At 68.0% G+C, this 19,502-nt stretch carries 20 protein-coding genes; 7 read left to right on the forward strand and 13 right to left on the reverse strand.

Translation table 11 applies throughout. The annotated features are described in order from the left end of the window. Positions 1 to 491 precede the first annotated feature (491 nt). On the reverse strand, positions 492 to 2,072 hold the full coding sequence (locus GC106_RS26615; RefSeq protein ID WP_312872867.1) for a putative glycoside hydrolase: 1,581 nt from the start codon (positions 2,070 to 2,072) through the stop codon (positions 492 to 494). A 129-nt stretch (positions 2,073 to 2,201) separates the two neighbouring features. Here GC106_RS26615 and GC106_RS26620 point away from each other — a divergent pair, with 129 nt between their 5' ends. Continuing rightward, positions 2,202 to 3,221 carry a polysaccharide deacetylase family protein gene (locus tag GC106_RS26620; protein WP_173136156.1) on the forward strand — a complete coding sequence of 340 codons (1,020 nt, stop codon included), beginning with the start codon at positions 2,202 to 2,204 and terminating at the stop codon, positions 3,219 to 3,221. A gap of 141 nt (positions 3,222 to 3,362) precedes the next feature. On the opposite strand, the gene GC106_RS26625 is transcribed toward GC106_RS26620, so the two are convergent. Further along, positions 3,363 to 3,740, reverse strand: coding sequence for a hypothetical protein (locus GC106_RS26625; protein WP_173135957.1), 378 nt, complete (start codon positions 3,738 to 3,740; stop codon positions 3,363 to 3,365). A 332-nt stretch (positions 3,741 to 4,072) separates the two neighbouring features. Between GC106_RS26625 and GC106_RS26630 the strand changes: the two genes are divergently transcribed. After that, positions 4,073 to 4,705: a hypothetical protein gene (locus GC106_RS26630; RefSeq protein WP_173136158.1), complete on the forward strand. Its 633-nt coding sequence runs from the start codon at positions 4,073 to 4,075 to the stop codon at positions 4,703 to 4,705. 16 nt (positions 4,706 to 4,721) lie between these two features. Here the strand turns inward: GC106_RS26630 and GC106_RS26635 are convergent, their stop codons facing one another. Together GC106_RS26635 and mca are read right to left on the reverse strand one after the other, a co-directional pair. Then, a complete protein-coding gene (locus GC106_RS26635; RefSeq protein WP_173136160.1) occupies positions 4,722 to 4,979 on the reverse strand; it encodes a hypothetical protein in 258 nt (85 codons plus the stop codon). Beyond that, a complete protein-coding gene (gene mca / locus GC106_RS26640; RefSeq protein WP_173136162.1) occupies positions 4,976 to 5,857 on the reverse strand; it encodes a mycothiol conjugate amidase Mca in 882 nt (293 codons plus the stop codon). The genes GC106_RS26635 and mca overlap by 4 nt, the downstream gene beginning before the upstream one ends. Positions 5,858 to 5,972: 115 nt before the next feature. On the opposite strand from mca, the gene GC106_RS26645 reads away from it, so the two are divergent. Beyond that, positions 5,973 to 6,407 (forward strand): DUF4307 domain-containing protein, encoded by a 435-nt coding sequence (locus GC106_RS26645; RefSeq protein ID WP_246366756.1) that lies wholly within the window; start codon positions 5,973 to 5,975, stop codon positions 6,405 to 6,407. 171 nt (positions 6,408 to 6,578) lie between these two features. After that, entirely contained in the window at positions 6,579 to 7,076 is a 498-nt protein-coding gene (greA, locus tag GC106_RS26650; RefSeq protein ID WP_173136333.1) for a transcription elongation factor GreA, read from the forward strand. Between the two features lie 87 nt (positions 7,077 to 7,163). On the opposite strand, the gene GC106_RS26655 is transcribed toward greA, so the two are convergent. The 4 genes from GC106_RS26655 to GC106_RS26670 form a co-directional block, all read right to left on the reverse strand. Then, positions 7,164 to 7,646 (reverse strand): Lrp/AsnC family transcriptional regulator, encoded by a 483-nt coding sequence (locus GC106_RS26655; protein WP_173136166.1) that lies wholly within the window; start codon positions 7,644 to 7,646, stop codon positions 7,164 to 7,166. After that, entirely contained in the window at positions 7,637 to 10,129 is a 2,493-nt protein-coding gene (locus GC106_RS26660) for an MFS transporter (RefSeq protein ID WP_173136168.1), read from the reverse strand. The genes GC106_RS26655 and GC106_RS26660 overlap by 10 nt, the downstream gene beginning before the upstream one ends. Continuing rightward, positions 10,126 to 10,599, reverse strand: coding sequence for a MarR family winged helix-turn-helix transcriptional regulator (locus GC106_RS26665; RefSeq protein WP_173136170.1), 474 nt, complete (start codon positions 10,597 to 10,599; stop codon positions 10,126 to 10,128). The genes GC106_RS26660 and GC106_RS26665 overlap by 4 nt, the downstream gene beginning before the upstream one ends. A 64-nt stretch (positions 10,600 to 10,663) precedes the next feature. After that, positions 10,664 to 10,810: a hypothetical protein gene (locus GC106_RS26670; RefSeq protein WP_173136172.1), complete on the reverse strand. Its 147-nt coding sequence runs from the start codon at positions 10,808 to 10,810 to the stop codon at positions 10,664 to 10,666. On the opposite strand from GC106_RS26670, the gene hppD reads away from it, so the two are divergent. Continuing rightward, a complete protein-coding gene (gene hppD, locus GC106_RS26675) occupies positions 10,809 to 12,011 on the forward strand; it encodes a 4-hydroxyphenylpyruvate dioxygenase (protein ID WP_173136174.1) in 1,203 nt (400 codons plus the stop codon). The two genes, GC106_RS26670 and hppD, sit on opposite strands and share 2 nt — an antisense overlap. Before the next feature lie 54 nt (positions 12,012 to 12,065). Here hppD and GC106_RS26680 read toward each other — a convergent pair whose 3' ends face one another. Beyond that, a complete protein-coding gene (locus GC106_RS26680; protein WP_173136176.1) occupies positions 12,066 to 13,451 on the reverse strand; it encodes an RNA polymerase sigma factor in 1,386 nt (461 codons plus the stop codon). Positions 13,452 to 13,560: 109 nt separating this feature from the next. On the opposite strand from GC106_RS26680, the gene GC106_RS26685 reads away from it, so the two are divergent. Then, positions 13,561 to 14,670, forward strand: coding sequence for a family 1 glycosylhydrolase (locus GC106_RS26685; RefSeq protein ID WP_173136178.1), 1,110 nt, complete (start codon positions 13,561 to 13,563; stop codon positions 14,668 to 14,670). 177 nt (positions 14,671 to 14,847) lie between these two features. After that, positions 14,848 to 15,051 (forward strand): hypothetical protein, encoded by a 204-nt coding sequence (locus GC106_RS26690; protein WP_312872868.1) that lies wholly within the window; start codon positions 14,848 to 14,850, stop codon positions 15,049 to 15,051. Positions 15,052 to 15,108: 57 nt separating this feature from the next. On the opposite strand, the gene GC106_RS26695 is transcribed toward GC106_RS26690, so the two are convergent. The 4 genes from GC106_RS26695 to GC106_RS26710 form a co-directional block, all read right to left on the reverse strand. After that, complete coding sequence (locus GC106_RS26695) at positions 15,109 to 16,266, reverse strand: cystathionine gamma-synthase (protein WP_173136182.1); 1,158 nt, start codon at positions 16,264 to 16,266, stop codon at positions 15,109 to 15,111. Positions 16,267 to 16,334: 68 nt separating this feature from the next. Continuing rightward, the gene (locus GC106_RS26700) at positions 16,335 to 17,048 is read right to left on the reverse strand and encodes a hypothetical protein (protein WP_173136185.1); all 714 of its coding nucleotides are present in this window, start codon (positions 17,046 to 17,048) and stop codon (positions 16,335 to 16,337) included. 141 nt (positions 17,049 to 17,189) lie between these two features. Next, on the reverse strand, positions 17,190 to 18,356 hold the full coding sequence (locus tag GC106_RS26705) for a hypothetical protein (RefSeq protein WP_173136187.1): 1,167 nt from the start codon (positions 18,354 to 18,356) through the stop codon (positions 17,190 to 17,192). A gap of 146 nt (positions 18,357 to 18,502) precedes the next feature. Continuing rightward, a complete protein-coding gene (locus tag GC106_RS26710; RefSeq protein ID WP_173136189.1) occupies positions 18,503 to 19,477 on the reverse strand; it encodes an RDD family protein in 975 nt (324 codons plus the stop codon). Between the last annotated feature and the right edge of the window lie 25 nt (positions 19,478 to 19,502).

Raw genomic sequence — 19,502 nt, forward strand, 5'->3', positions numbered from 1 at the left:
CGCATATGCATCGGCTTTTTCGCTCTCAAACGCGTAGTTTTCCGACGTCGGTGTCACCCGCCTCCACGGCAGTTGGCCCGTTCGGAGCAGCGCATGGGAACGTCATCACGCACGTGCTGTTACATCGCCAGTACGAGATGTTTCGCCCCGGACGAAAAACGATCGCCGCAGGTAGGGGCGGGTTCGAGCCGACTGACGGGAATGCTTGACGAGGGTGCGCACCAGGTCGACGTGCGTCTCGACAGCTGTCAACCTTCCAGGGCATTCCTCAGTGACGAGCCGCAGTCTCCCGTCACCCATTATCGCCACACGGACGGGACCGAACCCCGAAGTGGCATGAATAGTTCTCACCGTGCGCGACGACGGCGTCAATCTTCCGTCCCGCCTTCGACACGGAACCAGCGCAGCACCGAGACCCGGCCATTCCCAGAGGGAGCCGCATTACACCAAGAATACCTCGCGTGCTACCTGAAACCGCCCCACCCGCGGCCTCACGGCCTGCTTTCGAGGATGGCCGGGTCATACCGGCAGCTCGCATTCCACAGCAGGAATGACGACGCACCGCTCTGCCTGGCCGCCTCGATCTGGGCCTTCACCTCGGCCGGTCCGTAGGCCTTGCGCAGACTGAAGGCCTGCAGCCACGGGATCACCTGCGCGCCGCCGTCCCGGGACTGGGCCACGAACGCGGCGACCGACCTGGCCGTGATGTCGTACGGCTGCGATTCCGGCTGCGGCACTCCGTATTCCCCCGGTCCCCAGTGCGACGGGTAGACCATCGGCGAGATGTAGTCGACGGCACGGGAGATCGCCGGGATGTTCTGGCCGACCGGCCCCGGCCGATCCGCCGCTATGCCGAAGACGGACGCGCCCACGAACGCACCGTGCTTGCGGACCTCGTCCCGGCTGCGGGCGAGGAACGCGGTGATCGCGTCTTCCGGTTTTCCGGTGAAACCCGGTATCCGCATCTGCTCGATGCGGCCTTCGGGACGCCGGACGTAGTCGTACAGGATGTCGTCGAAGCCCAGCTTGGCCGCCTCGGCCGCCAGGTCGATGTTGTACCGGACCACTTCCGGGTCGGCGAAGTTGGTGAAGGCGTACTGACCGTACGACCCGGACCACGGCCTGCCGTCCGAGGTCTGGATGACCCGGTCCCGCTTGCCGGAATCCCACGACGCACGCGCCAGTATCGGGTCGCGGAAGGCCACGATCCGGCCGACGATGCGAACGCCGGCGGCGTGCAACTGCTCCACTGTGGCCTTCGCGTCGTAGTGTTTCCGCGTCGCACCGATCTCCCTGCCCAGCGGTACCGCGGAGTCGTACCCGACCTCGCCGCTCTCGTCCTTGATGTCGAGTTCCACCGTGTCGATCCGGCCTTCTCTGGCCATTTGCAGAACCGGTTCGCGCAACTGCGGCGACGCCCACGCCAGCGCGGTCATGTGCACACCCCGCATGCCCGGATGCCTCACCTGGAGCGGGACGTCCTTGGTGGCGGTGTTGCCCGCGGCGTCCCGCGCGGTCAGGCGCACGTTCGCCGGCACAGGGAAGAGTTCGTGGGAGAACCTGCCGTCGGTCAGCGGCACCGGCTGGTCGTTGACCAACATCGACACCGCGCCCTCGGCGCTGCCGGAAAGGCGGAACGGCTTGCGCAGGTCCTGCACCGGCGCGGCGTCCACGGCCAGCACCGGCGCGCTGTTGTCCACTGTGAACCGTCTGCTGACCTCACTGCCGGGCAGCAACGGCAACGAGGACGGCATCCTGGCGGTGATGACGTGTGGTCCCTCCGGCAGCCCGGACGCATCGAGCACGAGCCGGTCACCGTCCTGCCGCGCCGTGGCCTTGTTGCCGTCCACCAGCACTTCGACGCCCGAGAGGTCCGTGCGGCCACCGACCGCGACCATCCCGGCGTCCCGCAACGCGTCCGAGTTGACCGTGGCGCCTTCGTCGATCCCGACGAACGCCAGATCCGCGGTGAGCAACCGGTTCACGACCGGAACGAGCGCCACCAACGCCACGGCAGTGGCGACGAGAACGACGATGACGGCACGTTTGCGCCGCCGCACCGGAACGTCCACTCGGCATCCTCCATGGGCGTCGTTGCGTTGCCGCAAGTCTGTTTCCCCGATCGGGTGCCCGTCTATCCAAAGTCATTCGTTCGTGTGGTCTCGGTGGCCTGCGCCGGATTCTTCACCGACGGTGGAACGATGACCGAGAACGCGTTGCGCGCGTTGCTGATGGCCGGGCTGCTCGGGTTCACCGCGTGCGGCACCGACACCGCGACTTCGTCCCCCACACCGACAAGCCCGCCACCCACGAGCCGGGTCACGACGACCACCGAAGCCCTGCCTCCGGTGGCGGCCAACGAACTCGGTGACGTGCCCGTGCTGATGTACCACCGGATCATCGAGAATCCTGTCAGCGTCTACGACCGCACGGCCGCGGACTTCCGTGCCGAACTGGAGCGCCTGGCCAAGGAGCGCTACGTCCCGGTGACCACGGCCGACTACGCCGCCGGGAAGATCGACATTCCGGCAGGCACGCATCCGGTGGTGCTGACGTTCGACGACGGCGATCCCACCCAGTTCAGCCTCACCCCGGAGGGAAAGCCCGCCCCCGGCACCGCCGTCGCGATCATGCTCGAGGTCGCCGGCCGGCACCCGGGATTCCGGCCGGTGGCGAGCTTCTACGTCAACGGTGATCCGTTCGGCGACCCCGGCGGCAGGAAGACCCTGCCGTGGCTACGGGATCACGGCATGGAGATCGGCAACCACACGCTGACGCACGCCAATCTGCGCAAGGCGGGCGCCGACGGAGCACAACGCGACATCAGCCGGGGTGATCAGGCGATCCGGCAGGCCGCTCCCGGCGTCGAACCGGCCACGATCGCCCTGCCATTCGGTATCCACCCCAGTGATCCGGCGCTGGCGGCGTCCGGCGGCAGTGACGGGCTGACGTACCGCTACCGCGGTGTTCTGCTGGTCGGCGCGAACCCGGCACCGTCGCCGTACAGCACCCGTTTCGATCCGCTGCGGATTCCGCGAATCCGTTCGCAGGCCGGCAGCGGCAAGGAAGCGCAGTTCGGATCGACGGTGTGGCTGGACAAGCTGGCAGCGAACGCGGACGGGCGCTACACGTCGGACGGGGCACCGGACCGCATCGCCTACCCCCGTGCGGCCGGGCAGTCGGTTCAAGCGGCGTACCAGGACAGGGCCGAGCCGTACTGAGATCGAGCCGGGACGGTGATCCCCGCCCGCGGACCACTCACGCGGGCGGGGATCACTCCCCCGGCTGGTACTCGGTTGGATCACTCGGCGTGAGGACTGCTTCTCACGCTCGGGGACGAGGGATCCGCGCGTACCAGGCGATCATTCGTCTTCGTAGCCCTCTTCGTCGTCAGCGGGTTCACCGATTTCACCGTGGTCGCCGTGGTGGTCACCGTGGTCGCCGTGGTGGTCGCCGTGGTCGCCATGGTCGCCATCGTGGCCGTGGCCGTGGAGATCCGTCACGAAGAGCAGCCACTCGCCGGGGACGATCCGGAACTCGCACCGGTAGCGGCCCCAGATTCCGGCGTCCTGCCCGAGTTCACCGTCGTCCCGGCAGTCGATGAGGTGGAAGTAGTCCTCGACGTAGATCCACTTGGATTCGGAACTGTAGCCATCCTCGACCGGGGTGGCCTGCGCCGTGAACACGGGCAGCAGGGCTGCCACGGTGGCCAGAACGCCGGCGGACAGGAGCTTGCGCATGATCTCGACCTTCCGTTCTTCGTAGGTGGACCCGGCAGGTCCGGTTGCCCCACTCAGTTACCCGGGAGAGAGCCGCACGATTGGCGGGTCCGCCGTCCGCAGGTGTGATCGTCCGGGCCGATCCGGTCGCGGGGTGTCACAAGTGGACGGTCCGATGTCACACCGAAGTGTGTCGGTCCACAGAGGACATCACGAAGAACACAGTGGACTGTCCACGGAGGGCCGCCACAGGCCTGCCGATCCGCGGTCCGGCGGCGGTCGACGGCATGCGCTGACATGTCGGGCCGCGTACGCTCCAGGAATGTCCGCGGGCCGCGGGGGAGGGCGGTGCAGTGAGCAGCAACGAGGCCATCACACTGTGCGAGCGCCAGGCACAGGAGAGATACATCTCCGAGCGACTCGTGCCCATCGCGGTCGACCGTACCTACGCGGACGAGATGGAGTTGGTGCGGGCCGGGTGCAGGCTGGGCGCACCCCGCGACGACGTACCCGGTTTCCGCCGGATCCACCTGCCGGCCGGCTGGCGGATGACTCCCATGGCCGGCGGGCAGTCACTGTGGACGGTCCTGCTGGACGAGCACGGCCGCGTCCGGGCCCAGATGTTCCACAAGTCCGCACTGCCCGGCCGAAGGCAGTTCGTCATCCCGTTCGACCTGCGCGCGTACCTGCTGGACTGCGCCGAACACAGCACGCCGGTGGTGCTGGACGACACGTGGGCGACGCCGTCACGGGTCGCGGCCACGATCAGGTCGTACATCGAAGAGCAACAGCGGGCGATGGCCGCGGTCACGGCACACCCGAGCGAAAGACAGCAACAGATCGAGTTCTGCCAGAAGTGCATCGCGAAGGTCGAAGAGCTGACCCGAGGGCTCGAGGTGCCCCTCGCCGGGCAGCAGACAGCGCAGGGCAGAAAACTGCTGAACGCGGTGAAGGGCCTGTTCGGCCACCGGTCAACGGCGTCCTGAGCCCGTCACCGCGTCGTCAGGAGGACGCGCCGTTCTTCTCCTCGCGGTGCTCGGTGGCCTCCTCCGCGGCCTCATGCTTGCCCGCGGGCGGGTCGAAGCTGGCCGGGACGCGCTTGAGGTGCTTGGTCATCGAGCGGGCCAGGAACACCACCGCGACGAGGAACACCAGCAGCACCAGCAGGCCGACCGGGGAGGACTTGCCGAAGTCCTCGCCGCGGCCGCCGGGGTCGTCGGGCACGGGCGGCGGCTGCGCCACCATTGCCGTGAAGGTCATGCGGTCACCTTCTCGTTGATGCCGGCGAACAGGTCGTCCTCCGGCAGAGTCGTGTCCACCAACGAGCGGGCCAGCTCGTACTCCTCGAACGGCCACACCTCACGCTGCAGGTCCAAGGGTACGGCGAACCAGCGGCTGTTGGGGTCGATCTGGGTCGCGTGCGCCCGCAACGCATCGTCCCTGATGTGGAAGTACTCACCGCACTCGACCCTGCTGGTCACCCGGTCGGCGTTGTCGCCACGGTCCTTGTCCCACTTCTCCAGCCACTCGCCGTACGGCGACTCGAGGCCGCGAGCCTCCATGGCGTCGTGCATGGCCTGCAGGCGTTGACGCGAGAAGCCGTGCGAGTAGTACAGCTTCAGCGGCGTCCACGGCTCACCGGCCGAAGGGAACCGCTCGGGGTCACCGGCCGCCTCGAAGGCGGCCACCGAGACCTCGTGGCACTTGATGTGGTCGGGGTGCGGATAGCCGCCGTTCTCGTCGTACGTGACGATCACGTGCGGGCGGAACTCACGGACCACCGCGACCAGTTTCTCCGCCGCCTCCTCGGTCGGCACCAGCGCGAAGCAGCCTTCCGGCAACGGCGGCAGCGGGTCGCCTTCCGGCAGGCCCGAGTCGACGTAGCCCAGCCACCGGTGCTGGATGCCCAGGATGCGCGCGGCCTCGGCCATCTCCGCTCGTCTGAGCTCCGACATGTTCTCCAGCACGTCCGGCCGGTCCATCGCCGGGTTCAGGATGCTCCCCCGCTCACCACCGGTCAGCGTGACGACCATGACCTCGTGCTTCTCAGCCACGTACCTGGCCATCGTCGCGGCACCCTTGCTCGATTCGTCGTCCGGGTGTGCGTGTACCGCCATCAGACGCAGCTTCTCAGCCATGATCCCTCTCTCGTGTACCCCGCGTGTCGGCGCCCCAGGCCCCCACGGATACTCGACAAGTAAGCGCCCCACATTGTTCCCGTGGGGACCGGACCAGATTGCGGGAGATCCCGAATTGGAGAGCCGCGTCACGCTTCCCGAGGGCCGTTACGGCTCGGCACGTCCCCGGCCGCTGAGCCGGACGTGGAAGTGGGTGCTGACCGGCGTGGGCCTGTTACTCGCCGTCGCGATCGCGTTTGTCGCGTATCGCAACCTCGGCAGTGCGCCGATCACCGCGGAGAGCACGTCGTTCAGCGAGGCAGGCCCTGATTCGGTCAAGATCACGTTCACCGTGACGAGGGACGAGCCCGGCCGGGACGCCGTGTGCGTCGTGCGGGCCCGGGTGCGCGACGGGTCCGAGGGCGGGCGCAAAGAAGTGCTGATTCCCGCAGGTCAGAGTACGATCTCCAGTGTGATCAAGAGTTCCGGCGAACCGGTCACCGCGGACGTGTTCGGGTGTTCGTACCAGGTGCCGCCCTATCTGTCCACGGAGGCGCGGCCAACGGAGTGAAACCTAAGCCCAAGGGCGACAAATCGGACATTTAGGAAACGTGATCACTACTGATCGTGTTATCCTCTTATACCGGCACGGCCCCTGGCGGGCCGTGTTTTGACGTTCCGGGACCGCGGGTACCGGAGCACACCGACCCGCATCCGCGGGATCCGGGAGCAAGACGAGGAGTTGGTGACCGTGAGCGATAGCAAGGTGACCTGGCTGACGCAGGAAGCCTACAACCGCCTCAAGCAGGAGCTTGACGAGGCGATCGAGAACCGCCCGGTCATCGCCGCGAAGATCAACGCCAGCCGGGAAGAGGGCGACCTCAAGGAGAACGGCGGTTACCACGCGGCACGTGAGGAGCAGGGGCAGGCCGAGGCGCGGATCCGGCACCTGCAGGAGCTGCTGCGCAACGCCAAGGTCGGTGAGGCGCCGGCGAACGACGGCCTGGCCGAGCCCGGCAAGGTGCTCACGATCCGTTACGAAGGCGACGACGACGAAGAGCGGTTCCTGCTGGCCACGCGTGAGGAAGGCGCGGAAGGCGAACTTGACGTCTTCTCCCCCGAGTCCCCGCTCGGCCGCGCCCTGCTCGGCGCCAAGGAAGGCGAGACCCGGGAGTACGAGCTGCCCAGCGGCGCGACCCAGAAGGTCACCTTGATCAAAGCGGTCCCGTACACGGGCTGACCGTCACAGGTCACCCTCGTGAGCGTTTATCCGTGTTCTAACCCTGATAAACACTCACGAGGGGGCCGTGCCGGGATGGGACACGGGTCAGTCCTGGGCTTTGGCCACTCGTTCCAGGAGGGGACGGGAACGCAGCGGGATCGGGGTGGACAGCGCGATCGAGGTGGACATCCGCTGCACGCCCGCGACGTTCACCACTTCGTCGATCACACGCTGCAGGTCCTCGTTCGATCTGGCGACCATCCTGACCAGCAGGTCTCCCTGGCCTGTCGTCGCGTGCACCTCGCACACCTCGTCGATCGAGGCGAGGCCTTCGGTCACCGGCCCACGGAATCCCTGGGCGATCTCCACCACCGCGAACGCCGTCAGGCCGTAGCCCATCGCCTCGAGGCTCAGCTCGGGCGGGAATCCACCCAGCACACCGGTCCTGACCAGGCGGTCCAACCGGGCCTGCACCGTGCCGCGGGCGACGCCCAGCCGACGGGAGCACTCCAGGACGCCCAGCCGCGGCTCGTCGGTGAGCAACAGCAGCAACCGGGCGTCCAGGGAGTCGATCGGAGTTACTTCCACTCCTCGAACCCTAGGGTCACGTCGTGGTTCACGTGCTCCCCGTCGCCCAACCGGAGGTGGTCGACGGTCGGCGCGTAGCCGCTGGCGATGACCGTGTACTCGCCGGGACCGAGGTCCGTGACGCGGTACCTGCCGTTGTCATCGGTCGTGGTCACGCTGACCACGGAACCGCCCTGGTCGATGACGGTGATCCGTGCCTCGGGCACAGGCACGCCTCGGTGGTTACGAGCGATGCCGCACACCTCCGCGCCGCTGGTCAGCTGAACGTCCTGACGGACCTCGCCGACCTCGGGCACGGCCAACGGCACTGCGGCCGGACGGTATCCCTCGGCGTTGACCACCAGCGTGTACGCGCCTGCGCCGACGCTCGTGAACCGGTACGAGCCGTCAGACGCGCTGGGATGTGACCCGATGACGTGACCGGCGCGGTCGGTCAGGGTCACGGTCGCGCTCTGCACCGGGCTGCCCGCTCGGGCTGCCCGGACCACGCCGGCGACCTCGCCGGCGCCGATCAGGGTCAGGTCGACGACGACCGGCTGGGAGTCGAGTTTCAGCGGTGACGCGTGCGGCTGATGCCCCGGTGCCGACGCGACGAGCACGTACGCGCCTTGTCCTGGCGCCTGTAACTGGTACCTGCCGAAGGCGTCCGTGTTGCTCCGGGCGACCTGTTGTCCACTGTGGTCGATCAGGGTCAGGATCGCGCCGCCGACCGCCGTGCCGTCACCGTTCTGGATCAGGCCGTGCACCGGCTGGTGTCCGTTGGCGGAGACCGGAACGATCTCGGGCTTGACGTGCCTGCCGTGCGCGGGCTCCTCGATCAGCGCCTCGCCGCCCTCGACCATCGCGGCCTGGATGGCGTTGCCGGTGCGCAGCGGGATCTCCTTGATGAACAGCGAGACGACGAACGCCAGCACCATCACGAACATCCCGACCAGGAACACGATCTGGATCGACTCGGTGAAGCCCTCGAGGAACGGCCGGGCCAGCCGCGGGTCGATGTGCTGCAGGAAGGACGAGTCCTGCAACACGTTTCCGACGCCACCGCTCTGCAACCCCTGGATCACCTGGGCGTTCTGCGGGTTGGACAGCACCGCCGGATCGGTCAGCGCCTGCTGGAACGCGGGCGTCGGCGCGATCCGCTCGAACGCCTCGCGGATCTTGTCGCCGACCGTGCTGAACATCAGCGAGAGGAAGACCGCGACACCGATCGTGCCGCCCATCTGCCGGAAGAACGTGGCCGACGCGGTCGAGACACCCATGTCCCGTGGTGGTGCGGCGTTCTGCGCGGCGATCGTCAGCGTCTGCATGGACAGGCCGAGACCGAGGCCGAACACTCCCATGTAGACCATCGGTTGCCACAGTGGACTGTCCACTGTGATCGTGTAGAACAGCCCCATCCCGGCGATCAGGAACAGGCTGCCGATCACCGGGAAGATCTTGTAGCGCCCGGTCTTCGCGGTGATCCGGCCGGACGTGAACGACGCGACCATGATGCCGATCATCAGCGGCAGCATCAGCAGACCGGCCGACGTCGGCGTCTCACCCTTCACGATCTGCAGGTACTGCGGCACCATCGTGATCCCGCCGAACATGCCGATACCGAGGATGACGCCTGCCAGGATCACCATCGAGAACGTGGAGTTGCGGAACAGCCGCAACGGGATCAGCGCGGCGTCCTTCATCCTCGACTCGGTGAGGACGAACGCGATCAGCCCGACGACACCGACGATGTAGCAGAGGATCGCCCGCTCCGAGGCCCAGCCCCACTCCCGGCCCTGCTCGGCGATGATCAGCAACGGCACCACGCCGGTCGCCAGGAACAGCGCGCCGAACCAGTCGATCTTGTGGTCGTGCCGCTCGTGCGGCACGTTCAGCACGCGCACCACCACGAACAGCGCGACGATGCCGATCGGCACGTTGACCAGGAACACCCAGCGCCAGCCGGTGATGGTCAGGATCTCCGGCTGCCCGGCCAGGAATCCGCCGAGCACCGGGCCGAGCACGCTGGACGTGCCGAACACGGCCATGAAGTAGCCCTGGTACTTGGCACGCTCCCGCGGCGACACGATGTCGGCGATGATGGTGAACGCCAACGACATCAGGCCACCGGCACCAAGTCCCTGCAACGCGCGGAAAGCCGCGAGCTGGTACATCGACTGCGAGAACGTGCACGCCAGCGAGCCGATGACGAACAACGAGATGGCCACCAGGTACAACGGCTTGCGACCGTAGATGTCGGACAGTTTGCCGTAGATCGGCGTGGTGATCGTCGACGTGATCAGGTACGCGGTGGTCGCCCACGCCTGCAGGCTCAGCCCGTCGAGGTCGTCGGCGATCGTCCGGATCGACGTACCGACGATGGTCTGGTCCAACGCGGCCAGGAACATGCCGAGCATCAGCCCGCTGAGGATCACCAGGATCTGGCGGTGCGACAGCTGGGCCGGCCGCGTTCCACCCGGTGGCGCGACGGCGGTTCGGGTCATCGGATTTCCCCCACGGGATGGTAGTTCTCGAAGTCTGTGTTGAGGCGGTTGAGCAGCGCCACGAGCGTCCGGCGTTCGTTCGCCGGCCAGTCGGCGATGACCGCGGCGATGTGCTTGGTCCGCTCGGCCCGTGCGCGGTCGAACGTGGCGCGTCCCGCGTCGGTGGCCACCAGCAGGCAGGCTCTGCCGTCCTCCGGATCGGCCTGGCGTTCCACCAGGCCGTGCGCCACCAGCGAACTGGTCTGGCGGCTGACCGTGGACGTGTCGGAGTGCACGGCCTCGGCGAGCGCTGTGATCCGCTTCGGCCCCTCCTTCACGAGGTGGGCTAGCAGCGCGTACGCCGCTCGTTCGACGCCGTCCCCGGTCGCCTGAGGGAACTGGGCCTTCGCCCGGCCCACCATGGTCAGCAGCCTGACCAGCTGATGTCCCAGTTCCTCGGCGACGTCGACGTCCTGTGCTTGGTCAGCCATGACCCGCGCTCCGCTACAAATGCTTGGTCTTTACAACTAGTTGCCTGACCCAAGCATTCGCTTCTCATCCGCGCCGCGCAAGTACGCGGGGAGTGATGCTGGTCGTATTGCACAACACTCCGGTCAGCACTCGGAACGGATTGGTCAGATTGTCCAGTAAATAACGGATCACTTGCTCAATCTGCGGCCACAGGCCGATCCTGATGGACATGACCGACACTCTTGGACGCCCCGAAACGCAGCTGGATGACGTGAGCTTCGACCAGCTCAAGCAGCTGGTCGGCCTGGTGGACTACGACTCGGCCAAGGACCCGTTCCCGGTCAGGTCGATGGACGCCGTGGTGTTCGTCGTCGGCAACGCCACCCAGACGGCCTGGTTCTACCAGAGCGCGTTCGGCATGACCCTGGTCGCGTACTCCGGACCGGAGACCGGCAACCGGGACTACAAGTCGTACGTGCTGAAGTCCGGGTCGGCCCGGTTCGTGATCAACGGTGGTGTGGCGCCGGACAGCCCGCTGCTCGACCACCACCGCAGGCACGGCGACGGTGTCGTGGACCTCGCTCTGGAGGTCGACGACGTCGACCAGTGCATCGAGCACGCCCGCAAGCAGGGCGCGACCGTGCTGGAGGAGCCGCACGACGTCTCCGACGAGCACGGCACCGTCCGGCTCGCCGCGATCGCGACCTACGGCGAGACCCGTCACACCCTCGTCGACCGCTCCCGCTACACCGGCCCCTACCTGCCCGGCTACGTGGCCAAGCAGAGCACGATCCGCCGTCCGGAAGGCGCGCCCAAGCGCTTGTTCCAGGCCGTCGACCACTGCGTCGGCAACGTCGAACTCGGCAAAATGGACTACTGGGTCGAGTGGTACAACCGCGTGATGGGCTTCGTGAACATGGCGGAGTTCATCGGCGACGACATCGCCACGGACTACTCCGCGCTGATGTCGAAGGTGGTCTCCAACGGCAACCACCGGGTGAAGTTCCCGCTCAACGAGCCGGCGATCGCCAAGAAGAAGTCGCAGATCGACGAGTACCTCGAGTTCTACGAAGGCGCCGGCGTGCAGCACATCGCGTTGGCCACCAACGACATCATCGGCACCGTCGAGGCGATGGTCGCGGCGGGCGTCGAGTTCCTCGACACGCCCGACTCGTACTACGACGACCCGGAGCTGCGGGCCCGGATCGGTGAGGTGCGGGTGCCGATCGAGACGCTGAAGAAGCACCGCATCCTGGTCGACCGGGACGAGGACGGCTACCTGCTGCAGATCTTCACCAAGCCGATCGGCGACCGGCCGACCGTGTTCTACGAGCTGATCGAGCGGCACGGCTCGCTGGGCTTCGGCAAGGGCAACTTCAAGGCCCTGTTCGAGGCCATCGAGCGTGAGCAGGAGCGCCGGGGCAACCTCTGAGGCCATCCGTGGACGGTGGCGTTCGCCTTGGCGTGGCGAGGCGAACGCCACCGTTCAGCATCTGACGACCTGAATCTGACCGAGGCTCTTGGTCGCCGTCTGGCCGTTCCCGGCGACGGCGAGAACGGTCACCTCGGCGACGTGTCCGGCGTAGCGGTGCCGGAACGGGCCGACATGGCTGTACCAGTTGCCTGCCATGCCGATCATCGACACCGTCTCCTTGGCGTCCCGGATCTGCACGGTCATCCGGACCGACCTGACTCCGTCCGGAGCGATGACGCCGACCTTCACCCGAGTCACCGGACGGCACCGGTCCCTCGTGCCGACCGTGCGGTGCGCGATCGCGTCCGGCCCGGCGATGATCGTCGGCGGGGCGGCGGGGTTCGTCTGAGCCATAGGCGCCGGAGGCGGTTTCGGCGGCGCCTGTTCGGCCGGCCGCGCACGGGCAGAGACCGTCGGAGACGCTGACGGCACCGTCGGCGATGACAGTGGTGGCGGTGGCGGTGGCGGTGGCGGCGGTTGGCGCCCGCTGACCGGTGGCTCGGTTGTGGGTCTTCCGGCCGGTGACACGATCTGCGTCTCGGTGGCGGGCATCGCCATGCCTTGTTCGACAGTCGAGGTGCCGTGGCTGACGATCAACGCACCGCCGATCGCCGCGACGGCGACAACGGCGGCCGCCGCGACCTTCTTCACCGTGAGCATGGTGCCGAGCACGCCGATCGGCACGGCGAAGATCGCCTTGCGGACGCCTTCCAGCGTCGCCGCCTGCCGCTCCAGGCAGGCCGGGCAGGTCCGGACATGCTTGTGGATCCGCATGCACAACGTGCCATGCGGATCCGGTTTGCTGACGGCCTTGGTGACCTCGGGACATCTCAGCGGATCGTCGGCCGCCAGCGTCGCGGCGACGATCGCCTCCCCGACGTGGTCGGCGAGCCGCCGGAACGTCACGCGCAACGCCGACGGCTTGAGGTCCAGTTCGTCGGCGACTTCGTCCTCGGTCAGCACGCCGCCTTCGAGCGCCAGGTAGTAGGCGAGCACTTCGAGCTGGCGTGCCGTCAGCAACGGCTTGGCCATCTCGATGAACCGCCCGGCGTCCAGGGAACTGGTCCGGTCGGCCACCTCCTCGGACGCCAGCTGGTCGAGCAGTTCCATCGCGTAGGACGCGGACCGCGGCGACCGCGCCTCGCTGCGGGCCGCGTCCTTGATCAGGTTGACCGCCACGGTGGCGAGGAAGACCCGCGGGTTGACGATCGGGTGGCGGGGCGGGCGGCGCTGCAGTTTCTCGAAAACCGCCTGCACCATGTCCTCCGCGTCGTGCAGGTTGCCCACGCGCTTCTGGCAGTACGCGAGCAGCCACGCCCGGTTCTGCTGACAGAGCAGCGTCAGCTCGGCCCGGCTCAGCCGACGGGGAATCCCGAAGTCGTGGGTCTCAGCGCTCACATGTACTAAGACGGCTGGGCGCACCCCTGCGGAACACCGGAGGTGCCAGGTTCGCCGGAAGGCGTCATCCCGCCACGACCGAGTGGCGGTTTCGGCTACGTCCCGTGACATGACGACTCTCGATAGCCTGGCAGACATGTTCCTGTGGGGCGTCGCCGGCGCCGGGTACCAGTCCGAGGGCTCGGCCCCGGACAGCAACTGGTCGCGATTCGTGACGGGCTACCGTGACTCCGTCGACTTCCTGCACCGGTATCCGCAGGACATCGAACTGGCCGCGGATCTGGGTGTGCGGGTGTTCCGGCTGTGCGTGGAGTGGGCCCGCGTGCAGCAGGTTCCCGGCGAGTGGGACTTCGACTTCTACGACGACGTCGTGGCCAGGGTCCGGGCGGCCGGGATGCGTCCGATGATCACCCTCGACCATTGGGTGTATCCGGCGTGGACGGGCGGCTGGCGCAATCCGCGCATGGTGGAGCTCTGGCTGGCCAACGCCGACCGTGTGGTGAAACGGTACGCGGGCAACGGCACCATCTGGATCACGTTCAACGAACCGACTGTCTACATGGCACACGAGATCCGGCAGGGCAGGTTCAGCCCGATGATGCCCGGCCGGATGATCCAGGCGCACAAGGCGGCGTACCGGTTGATCCACGAGACCGACCCGCGGGCCCTGGTGTCCAGCAACGTCGCGTACATCCCGGTGGTGAACCGGTTGGCGGACTTCGGTTTCCTCGACTGGATCAGCGGGAGCACGGACTTCGTCGGGATCGACTACTACTACGACGTCACACCGGGAAACCTCACCGCACTGCACGGCGCGACCGGCAAGCTGTACCGGATCGACCCGGAGCCGCAAGGGATCTACCGCGCGCTGAAGCACTACGCGCGCCGGTTTCCCAAGCTTCCGTTGTACATCGTGGAAAACGGGATGCCCACGGACGACGGGCGGCCCCGTGCCGACGGCTACACCCGCTCGGACCACCTGCGTGATCACGTGTACTGGATGTTACGGGCGCACTCCGAAGGCGTGAACGTGATCGGCTACAACTACTGGAGCCTGACCGACAACTTCGAGTGGGGCACGTACCGGCCCCGTTTCGGTCTGTACACAGTAGACGTGGAAACCGATCCGGCACTGGTCAGGCAGCCGACGGACGCGGTGGACACCTACCGGGAAATCGTCACGTCCGGCCTGCCGGCGGGGTACCGGCCCAAGCGCTGACACATTCGGCCGGTACATCCGTGAACGCACGGCCTCCCTTAAGGAAAGCTGTCAGTGTGGCCGCCGAAGCCCATTCGGCCGACCAGCCGGGTATCCTCAGCGACAACGAGTAGTCGCCGACAAGGGGCAGAGTAAGCAATGGCAGGTGCAACCCGGGCCGCTGGAATGGTGCCACTGGTGGGTGCGTTGGCCACCGCCGCGGCGCTCGCGGGCGTCGCCGTGTTCAGCGCGTCGAGCGCCGGTTGCGCGAACCCAGGCCAGTACGTGCAGCGGGACGGCTACGTCGAACTGGTCGGCGGCTGCATCGACTCCCGCGACCTGCCCCCGGCACCGCCCGCCCCAGCCATCCACCAGGGCGAACCCTCGTTCTTCCAGCAGTAACCCTCTCGTGAGTGTTTATCAGGGTTAGAACACCGATAAACACTCACGAGGGGTTTTTCAGGCTAGGGCTTGCAGGAGGTCCTGGACGAGGTCCGTGCCGTCCTCGATGCCGACCGACAGCCGGACCAGGTTGTCCGGTACTTCGAGCTCCGAACCCGCGACGCTCGCGTGCGTCATCTTGTGCGGGTGTTCGATCAGGGACTCCACGCCGCCGAGCGACTCCGCCAGGATGAACAGCTTCGTCCGGGCCGTGACGTCCAGCGCGGCCTGCTCGCCGCCCGCGACGGTGAACGACACCATGCCGCCGAACCGGCGCATCTGCTTGGCCGCGACTTCGTGGCCGGGGTGTTCACGCAGGCCCGGGTAGTAGACGCGCTCCACGCGCGGGTGCCCAGCCAGCGCCTCGACGATCCGTTCGGCGTTGTCCGAGTGCCGCTCCATCCGCACCGCGAGCGTCTTCACGCCGCGCAGCGTCAGCCATGCGTCGAACGGGCCGGGGACCGAGCCGGAAGCGTTGCGCAGGAAGGCGAACTGCTCGTTCAGATCGTCGTCCGACGTGATCAGCGCGCCGCCGACCACGTCCGAGTGGCCGCCGAGGTACTTGGTCGTCGAGTGCAGCACGACGTCCGCGCCCAGCCCCAGCGGGGACTGCAGGTAGGGCGTGGCGAAGGTGTTGTCGACGACCAGCCGCGCGCCCGCCTCGGCCGCGATCTGGGCCAGACCGGCCAGGTCCGAGATCGCCAGCAGCGGGTTCGTCGGCGTCTCGCACCAGATCACCTTGGTGTTCGGGCGGATCGCGGCCCGCACCGCCGCCAGGTCCGTCTGGTGCACCGGCGTGTGCTCGATGCCCCAGAGCTTCAGGACCTTGTCCACCAGGCGGAACGTGCCGCCGTACGCGTCGTCCGGGATCACGACGTGGTCGCCGGGACGCAGCATGGTGCGCAGCGCGACGTCGCTGGCGGCCATGCCGGACGGGAAGGCCAGCGCGTGGCGCCCGCCCTCCAGGGAGGCCAGACACTCCTCCAGCGCGGTCCTCGTGGGGTTACGGGTACGTGAGTACTCGTAGCCGCCCTCGCGCAGGCCACCGACGCCGTCCTGGGCGAAGGTGGACGTCGCGTAGATGGGCGGGATGACCGCGCCGGTCCGAGGATCCGGCGTTTGTCCCACGTGGATGGCCCGGGTGTCGAAACCCAGCCTGGAGTCCCCTTCTGACATAGCGCAATCCTACGTGGGACCGTCCAGGTGACCAGATGGTGGGACAGTTCGTCCGGTCGGACGACGCCTCACCATCCCTGCTGCTGTGGGTAACCGCCGCCTTGCTGTTGCTGGGGGTAACCGCCTTGCTGCGGGTAGCCCTGCTGGGGGAATCCGCCCGAGTTCGGGTTGGCCGGGTAGCCCTGCTGGGGGAACCCGCCGGAACTCGGGTCGGCCTGGTACCCCTGCTGCGGATAGCCGCCCGACGGCGGGTACTGCTGGGGGTAGTCGTTCCGGTTGCCACGCAGGTACTTGAAGGTCGGCGGCAGCGCCGCGAAGATCAGCACGAGCGGCGCGCCGATCAGGATCAGCGCCCGGAACGTCGCACCCGATTCACCGAACTCGAAGACGCTCTCCAGGAACCGGCCGACCTGGCCTTCGAAGCCGAGGATCGGCTCGAGGAAGAACCCGACGAGCGCCAGGATCGCCCCGATGATGGTCAGCACGGCACCGGCCGTCTTGCGCAGCAGCACGATGATCGCGCCGACGATCAGCAGCAGCGTGGCGAGCGCCTGGACCACCAAGGTCACCATCAGATCCGCCGGCACGGCCGAGAACCGGGAGCCGATCACGTCCAACCAGTTGACCAGCACGACGATCTCGAACGCCGCGACCGCGAGCGCCAGTACCGCCGCGATGATCGCGGTGGCCGGGTTGCCGCCGCCGGCCGGAGCGGACGGGTACGGCTGCTGGTGTTGCGGGTAGGGCTGTTGTGGATAACCGCCCTGCTGTGGATACGTCACGACTTGTCTCCCCGAACCGCTAGGCCGCGCTGTGCTGTCTCGTGCGCACGACCCTAAACCAGTTCCCCGCTGACCAGGCCCCTTTTGCCGAAACAGTCAGCCCGAACAGGCGGAAGGGGCGCCCCGAGGGGCGCCCCTTGATCACCACTGCTGTGGCGGCTGCTGCTGACCGTATCCGGGGGGCGGCTGGCCGTAACCCGGCGGCGGCTGCTGGCCCGGCGGCTGCTGCCCAGGCTGCTGCTGGCCGTACCCGGGCGGAGGGGGCTGGTGCCCGAAGCCGGGCGGCGGCGGCTGCTGGCCGTACGGTGCCGGACCGAACCCGGGGGGCGGCGGCTGCTGGAACCCGCCGGTGTGGTGCTGCGGGGCGCCGCCCACGCCGACGTACGCCTTGGTGGCCGGGAAGAACTGCAGCGCACCGAGACCGGTCACGACGATGCCCGCGATCAGGCTGTAGATGACCCAGCCGAACATGTCGGCGTCGATCGGGAGATCGCCCTTGACGATCAGCATGATCAGCGAGCCGAGCAGCATCAGGCCACCGCCGACGAGCAGCAGCGTCGCGCCCAGCTTGTTCTTCAGGAAGATCATCGCGCCCGCGGCGACCGCGGCCAGGCCACCGAGCGCCGTCGCGATGGACAGGATCCACACCATGGCGCCTGCCGGAGCGCTGACGTTGTCCAGTGCCCCTGCCGGAGCGTTGGAGTACGCCTCGGCGTAGTCGCTGATGTCGCCCATCGCGACGAACACCAGGATGGCGGAGATCAGGCCGAGGATCGCGGCCAGACCGGCGACGATCCAGGTGATCATCTGGGTGTTGCCGCCACCGCCCTGCGGGCCGTACCCGGGCGGCGGACCGTAACCGGGCGGCGCGTACGCGCCAGGCTGCTGGTAGCCAGGAGGTGGCCCGTACCCCGGCTGGGGTGGCGGCTGGTTGCCCGGTGACGGCTGACCGAACTGCGACGGCTGGCCGTAGTTGCCCATGACCTGCGTCTGCTGCTGGCCGGGCGGCGGCGGGAACCCGCCCGGAGGCGACGGCGGCTGGTCGGCCGCGCTGGGCGGAGGCTCGTACTGCGGCGCCGGCGGCGGCATCGAGCCAGGCGGCACCATCTGGGTGGACTCACCCTGCTGTGGATGCTGCCCTTGCTGGCCGGGCTGGACCATCTGGGTCGCCTCCGGCGACTGGTCCGGCTGCCGCCCCTGGCCGGGCTGCATCACCTGCGTGCTCTCCGGTTGATCCGGCGGCCCGCCCTGCTCCTGCGGTGGCTGGCCGCCCTGGTACGGCTCGTTCGGCGGCTGCGGAGCACTCATCGCCCTTAACAACTCCCTAGGCCTGGACATACTCGTTCGGGTGTAACGCTAGTCCAGGCCAGGACGATTCGCCGGAAACGACCCGGTCTTCCGCGAAACAGGAAAAAGGGGCCCGTCACCCGAGCCCCGTGCGGTAGGTCAACCGGTCACCACTGCTGTGGCGGCTGCTGCCCGTACTGCTGCGGCTGACCGTACGGCTGCTGCGGCGCCTGGCCGTACTGCTGGTAGCCCTGCGGCACCTTCGGCGCCTCGATGACGATCGTGTTGACGATCTTGTCCGACCAGGTCTGCCGCTTGGCGTCCCACAACGGCGCGAGGAACCCGATCCACAGCGGTAACGCGTCGATGAAGTGCAGGATGTGCCGGCCGAACGCCAGGCCGAAGCCGATCACCTGGCCGCTGTCCTCCCGGACGACCTTGATGCCCGCGGCCTTCTTGCCCCACGACTGTCCCTTGGTCCCACCGAGGTAACACGTGTTGTAGAAGACGAACACGAGGCCGAGCAGGCTGCCCAGGGCGGTCAGCGCGTAGACCTCGGCGCCGAAGGCGATACCGACGATGATGCCGTTGATGACGCCGAGCGAGCCGTAGTCGACCAGGCCACCGAGGAACCGCTGTCCCCAGGACGCGTACTGGTACGCGCCGCCATACTGGTACGGCGCACCCCCGGGGTAGCCAGGCTGCTGAGGCGGGTAGCCCGGAGGCTGCTGCTGCGGATAGCCCGGAGGGGCCTGCTGACCGAGCTGCTGACCGAAGCCCTGCTGCTGCGGGTGCCCGTAACCCTGCGGCGGCTGCTGCTGGGGCTGGCCGGGCTGCTGGGGCTGGAGGTGGCCGGGCGGCGGCGTCGGCTGGCCGTACCCCTGAGGCGGCTGGGGCTGCTGCGCGGCGGGCGGCTGCTGCACGGGCTGCGGCCCGGACGGCTGGCCGCCCTGGCCCGGCCGGACCACCTGCGTGGCCTCGGGCTGGTCGTTCTGCCCTGGCCGGACCACCTGGGTGGCGTCCGGGTTCGGGTTCTGGGCAGCCGGTTTGCCGGGACCGCCGAGCGCGATCGTCGGCTCCGGGTTCGCCAGCGCACCAGGTGGCTGCTGGGGTGGCTGGTTCGGGTTCTGCGGAGCTGTCATCGGGCGTATCCCCCTGCCGTCGGCA

Source organism: Kibdelosporangium persicum, assembly GCF_013280595.1.
GTDB lineage: Bacteria > Actinomycetota > Actinomycetes > Mycobacteriales > Pseudonocardiaceae > Kibdelosporangium > Kibdelosporangium persicum.